This window comes from Burkholderia sp. Se-20378 (assembly GCF_017104665.1).
Classification (GTDB): Bacteria; Pseudomonadota; Gammaproteobacteria; order Burkholderiales; family Burkholderiaceae; genus Burkholderia; species Burkholderia lata.
On record NZ_JAAGPG010000581.1, the window covers coordinates 1 to 4,933 of the forward strand.

Annotated in this window: 5 protein-coding genes; 2 read left to right on the plus strand and 3 right to left on the minus strand. The window is 67.8% G+C overall.

Annotated elements, in window-relative coordinates; genetic code table 11:
• Window positions 1-1,250: MFS transporter (locus tag G3N93_RS34095; RefSeq protein WP_206134941.1), on the minus strand; the 1,250-nt coding region annotated here is incomplete at its 3' end.
• 219 nt (window positions 1,251-1,469) lie between these two features.
• On the opposite strand from G3N93_RS34095, the gene G3N93_RS34100 reads away from it, so the two are divergent.
• Together G3N93_RS34100 and G3N93_RS34105 are read left to right on the plus strand one after the other, a co-directional pair.
• The gene (locus tag G3N93_RS34100) at window positions 1,470-2,090 is read left to right on the plus strand and encodes a TetR/AcrR family transcriptional regulator (RefSeq protein ID WP_174939877.1); all 621 of its coding nucleotides are present in this window, start codon (window positions 1,470-1,472) and stop codon (window positions 2,088-2,090) included.
• A gap of 55 nt (window positions 2,091-2,145) precedes the next feature.
• Window positions 2,146-2,718 carry a DUF1415 domain-containing protein gene (locus G3N93_RS34105; RefSeq protein WP_206134942.1) on the plus strand — a complete coding sequence of 191 codons (573 nt, stop codon included), beginning with the start codon at window positions 2,146-2,148 and terminating at the stop codon, window positions 2,716-2,718.
• Between the two features lie 53 nt (window positions 2,719-2,771).
• On the opposite strand, the gene G3N93_RS34110 is transcribed toward G3N93_RS34105, so the two are convergent.
• Together G3N93_RS34110 and G3N93_RS34115 are read right to left on the minus strand one after the other, a co-directional pair.
• On the minus strand, window positions 2,772-3,659 hold the full coding sequence (locus G3N93_RS34110; protein WP_206134943.1) for an SAM-dependent methyltransferase: 888 nt from the start codon (window positions 3,657-3,659) through the stop codon (window positions 2,772-2,774).
• 89 nt (window positions 3,660-3,748) lie between these two features.
• Window positions 3,749-4,882, minus strand: coding sequence for a class I SAM-dependent methyltransferase (locus G3N93_RS34115; protein ID WP_206134944.1), 1,134 nt, complete (start codon window positions 4,880-4,882; stop codon window positions 3,749-3,751).
• Between the last annotated feature and the right edge of the window lie 51 nt (window positions 4,883-4,933).

A 4,933-nucleotide genomic window follows, 5' to 3' on the forward strand; every position in this document is an offset into this window, starting at 1 on the left:
TGGTTGATCCGCAGCACGATCAGCGCACCGATGATGCACAACCCGCCCGAGATCATCGACGCGATCGTGTAGGTGCCGAGGCTCGCGCGCAGCAGCCCCGCGCCGAGCGCCGCGAACGCCGCGCCGAGCTGGTGGCCGGCGACGATCCAGCCGAACACGACCGGCGCCGCGGCCTTGCCGAACACGTCGGTCGCGAGACGCACGGTCGGCGGCACGGTCGCGATCCAGTCGAGCCCGTAGAACATCGCGAACAGCGGCAGCCCGAAGAAATCGATCCCGAACGCGTGCGGCAGGTAGATCAGCGACAGCCCGCGCAGCCCGTAGTACCAGAACAGCAGCACGCGATTGTCGTAACGGTCGGACAGCCAGCCCGACAGCGTCGTGCCGAACAGGTCGAACACGCCCATCGCGGCGAGCAGCGATGCACCCTGCACTTCGGTCATTCCGTAGTCGCTGCACATCGCGATCAGGTGCGTGCCGACGTAGCCGTTGGTGCTCGCGCCGCAGATGAAGAAGCTGAAGAACAGCAGCCAGAAATCGCGCGAACGGCTCGCGGTCAGCAGCGTACGGAACGCAACCGCGAGTGGGTTCTCCTTCGTCGCCTCGGGCGCGGGCGGCGCATCGGCCGGCTCGCCGTACGGGCGCAGCTGCAGGTCGGCTGGCCGCTCGGGCAGCAGGAACGCAACGAGCGGAATCACGATCGCGGCGGCCGCCGCAACGACCAGCACGACCGGCCGCCAGCCGTGGTGCTGCGCGATCGCCGCGAGCATCGGAAGGAACACGAGCTGGCCGGTGGCCGTGCTCGCGGTCAGGATGCCCATGATCAGGCCGCGCCGCGCATGGAACCAGCGCGTGACGAAGGTCGCGGACAGCGTCAGCGCGACGACGCCCGACGAGCAGCCGACCATCAGGCCCCAGATCACCACCATCTGCCAGCTCTGCGTCATCATCGACGACAGCGCGACGCCCGCGCACATCGTCACGAGCGCGGTAAGGATCGTCGGGCGCAGCCCGAAGCGCTGCATGGCGGCGGCCGCGAACGGACCCGTCAGTCCGTACAGCGCGATGTTCACCGAAATCGCCAGCGAAATCGTCGCGCGGCTCCAGCCGAGCTCGCGTTCGAGCGGCACCATCAGCACGCTCGGCGTCGCGCGCGTGCCGGCCGCCGCCAGCAGGATCAGGAATACCACCGCCGCCGCGAGCCATCCGTAGTGGAAGCGCCCGCCGATTCGTGTCACTGCCCAGTTCATCTTCGCGTTCTCCAGTTGGCGGCTCCGGTGCCTCCGCACCCGCGCCGCCCGCCCTGCCAGGCCACCTCCGCCGCACGCTGCATCGGCTGACCCGGGCCGATGCTTGGCATTTGTCTGTCGATCCGGTCGGCATTGTTACCGACCGGTCACAAGTGTGTTGCGATCGTAGTGACCAATCGGTAACATGTCAAGCAATCCAATATGCAGTCGAGGGTCATCATGTCGGGCATCGAGATCGCCAAACCGCTGGCGCGCCGCACGCGCCGGCCGATCGACGGCGCCACCGCGCAGGAGCACCTGCTACGCGCCGCCGAAGAGCTGTTTTACAAAGAAGGGGTGCGGACGGTAGGCGTCGAGGCGGTCGTGGAGCGTGCGGGCGTCAACAAGATGAGCCTGTACCGCCAGTTCTCGTCGAAGGACGAGCTGATCCTCGCGTACCTGGAGCGGATGGATGCGTGTTTCTTCGACCGCTTCAACACGAGCGTCGCGAAGCATCCGGGCCAGCCGAAAGCGCAGCTGATCCAGTATTTCGTCGATCTCGCCGAGCGCGCGACGCAGAAGGATTACCGCGGCTGCCCGTTCGTCAACGTCGCGGCCGAATTCCCGGATGCGTCGCACCCGGCGCGCGAGCGCGTCGCGCAGAACAAGGAACAGCTGATGAAGCGGCTCGTCGCGTTGTGCGAAGACGCCGGTGCGCGGCAGCCGCAGGCGCTCGCCGACTCGCTCGCGCTGGTCATCGAAGGCATCTACGCGGCAAGCCAGACCTATCGGCACGGCGAAACGCCGATCGGTGTCGCTCCCGCGCTCGTCACGCAGTTGATCGAAGCCGCCTGCGCGTAACGGCGCGCCCGCTACAATGCGGCCCTCGCCGCCCTTCCGACCGACTGGTTTCACGATGACCGACACCCGCCCCGAATCGCACGACGACATCCTCGCCGCCACACGGCATTGGCTCGCGCGCGCGGTGATCGGACTCAATCTGTGCCCGTTCGCGAAAAGCGTCTATGTGAAGGAACAGGTGCGCTACGCGATCAGCGAAGCGACGACGCTGGAAGACGCACTCGCCGAACTCGAATCCGAGCTGCGCGCGCTCGATGCGGCGGACCCGCAGCAGGTCGATACGACGCTCGTGATCTTCCCGCATGCGTTCGCCGATTTCATCGACTACAACGATGCGCTGTTCTTTGCCGACCGGCTGGTGCGGCAACTGCGGCTCGACGGCGTGCTGCAGATCGCGAGCTTCCATCCGGACTACCGGTTCGAAGGCAGCGAGCCCGACGACATCGAGAACTACACGAACCGCGCGCCGTATCCGATCCTGCACCTGCTGCGCGAGGACAGCATCGCGCGCGCGGTCGACGCGTTCCCGGACGCATCCGCGATCTACGAAAAGAATCAGGAAACGCTGCGCCGCCTCGGCCACGACGGGTGGCGCGAATGGATGCGCGGGCCGGGCGACGACGTCTGACACGGCGTGTAACGTGCGGCGCGCCACGTGCGGTGCGGCGCGCCGAGTAATCGTCAGCCTTCGGTAAACTCGACGGCCTCTCCGCCCGCCGCGGCTTCCGGCACGAAGAATCGTGCGTTCAGCTCGGCAAGCCCGAACATCCCGAGAATCTCGTTCAACCGCTCGCCGGGGCGCCGGCGCGGCAGGTTCTTGTACTGCGCGATGATCAGCTCGTTCTTCATCGAATGCTCCCAGCCGACCAGTTCGGTCACGCTGACCTGGTAGCCGTGCGCTTCGAGCTGCAGGCAGCGCAGCACGTTGGTGATCTGGCTGCCGAATTCGCGCGTATGCAGCGGATGCCGCCACACTTCCGTCAGCGCGTTCGCGAGCGACTTGCCCTTGTTCTTGCGCAGCACGCCCGCGACTTCCGCCTGGCAGCACGGCACCAGCACGATGTGCTGCGCGCGCTTCGCGAGCGCGAAGCGGATCGCGTCGTCGGTCGCCGTGTCGCACGCGTGCAGCGCGGTGACGACGTCGACCGTTTCAGGCAGTTTCGGCGACGTGATCGAATCGGCAACCGACAGGTTCAGGAACGACATGCCGCCGAACCCGAGCCGCGCAGCAAGCTCGGCCGAGCGCGTGACCAGCTCCTCGCGGGTCTCGATCCCGTACACGTGCGACGCGAACGCCGGCGTGCCGTGCCCCGGCTGCTGCTTGAAGAACAGGTCGTACAGGATGAAGCCGAGATACGACTTGCCGGCGCCGTGATCGACGAGCGTCACGTTGCTTTTGTCGGCCTGCACGCCGGCCAGCAGCGGCTCGATGAACTGGAACAGGTGATAGACCTGCTTCAGCTTGCGGCGGCTGTCCTGGTTCAGCTTCCCGTCGCGGGTGAGGATGTGCAGTTCCTTCAGCAGCTCGACGGACTGCTCCGGGCGGATTTCGTGGGTCTTGTTCGACATCGTGATGCGGCGCCGGGCCACGGTCGGTCGACCACGGCCCGGCGGCGGGAATTCGTGAGGAATGGCGATAGTTTACCGAAAATGCGCGGTCAGGCTCGTGCGCCGAGCCGCCAGAGCGACGTGACCTCGGCCTGGCGTGCCGCGTGCAGCGGATCGTCGGCATCCATCGCCTTCGGGTGCGCGGGGCGGATATCGTCGCGGCCGAGCACGACGAGGCCGGCTTCGTCGATCCATTGCAGCAGCGTTTCACGCGGCCGCAGGCCGAGATGCTCGGCGAAATCGGACAGGATCAGCCAGCCTTCGCCGCCCGGCTCGAGGTGCGCGGCGAGCCCCGCGAGGAAACCGCGCAGCATGCGGCTGTCCGGATCGTAGACCGCGTATTCGATCGGGGCGCTCGGCCGGGCCGGCACCCACGGCGGGTTGCAGACCACGAGCGGCGCACGGCCGGCCGGAAACAGATCCGCCTCGACGACTTCGACGCGATCCGCGTGGCCCAGCCGTTCGACGTTCTCGCGCGCACAGGCGAGCGCGCGTGCGTCCTGGTCGGTCGCGACGACACGCTCGACGCCGCGCGACGCAAGCACGGCCGCCAGCACGCCGGTGCCCGTGCCGATGTCGAACGCGAGCGACGTCGCCGGCAGCGGCGCGCGTGCGACGAGTTCGACGTATTCACCACGCACCGGCGAGAACACGCCGTAGTGCGGGTGGATCGGCGCGCCGCCGAGCGCCGGGATCGGCACGCCCTTCTTGCGCCATTCATGCGCGCCGACGAGGCCGAGCAGTTCGCGCAACGACACGACCGACGACGCGCCGCCGGGCCCGTACGCCTCTTCGCACGCCGCGCGCACGTCGGGCGCACGGCGCAGCGGGATCGTGTAGTCGGCATCGAGTGGGATCAGCAGCATGCCGAGCGTGCGGGCACGCTGCGACTGCGCGAGACGATGCAGGTTGAATGCATCGACGCCGGCCGCGGCTTTCGCCTTCTTCGGCTTGCGCTCGACACGGCGCGCCATCGCCTGCACGAGCTGGCGCGCATTCTGGAAGTCGCCCTGCCAGACAAGCGCGGTGCCCTCGCACGCAAGGCGGTAGGCCGCGTCGGCGGTGAGGCGGTCGTCAGCGGGCACCGCGCGCTTCGGCGGTTGCACACCGGCTTCGGAGCGCCAGCGCACGGCATGATCGGCGCCGTCGGCGTCGGTCCAGTGGAAAACAGGGAAATCGGTCACGCGAACTCGGTTACGGTTGGCTTCAACGGGCGGCGCGACCGTTTTTTCGGG

Excerpts from the sequence above, each read along its gene's own strand:
- G3N93_RS34105 (WP_206134942.1), top strand. The coding sequence starts at position 2,146 with ATGACCGACACCCGCCCCGAATCGCACGACGACATCCTCGCCGCCACA.
- G3N93_RS34110 (WP_206134943.1), bottom strand. The coding sequence starts at position 3,659 with ATGTCGAACAAGACCCACGAAATCCGCCCGGAGCAGTCCGTCGAGCTG.
- G3N93_RS34100 (WP_174939877.1), top strand. The coding sequence starts at position 1,470 with ATGTCGGGCATCGAGATCGCCAAACCGCTGGCGCGCCGCACGCGCCGG.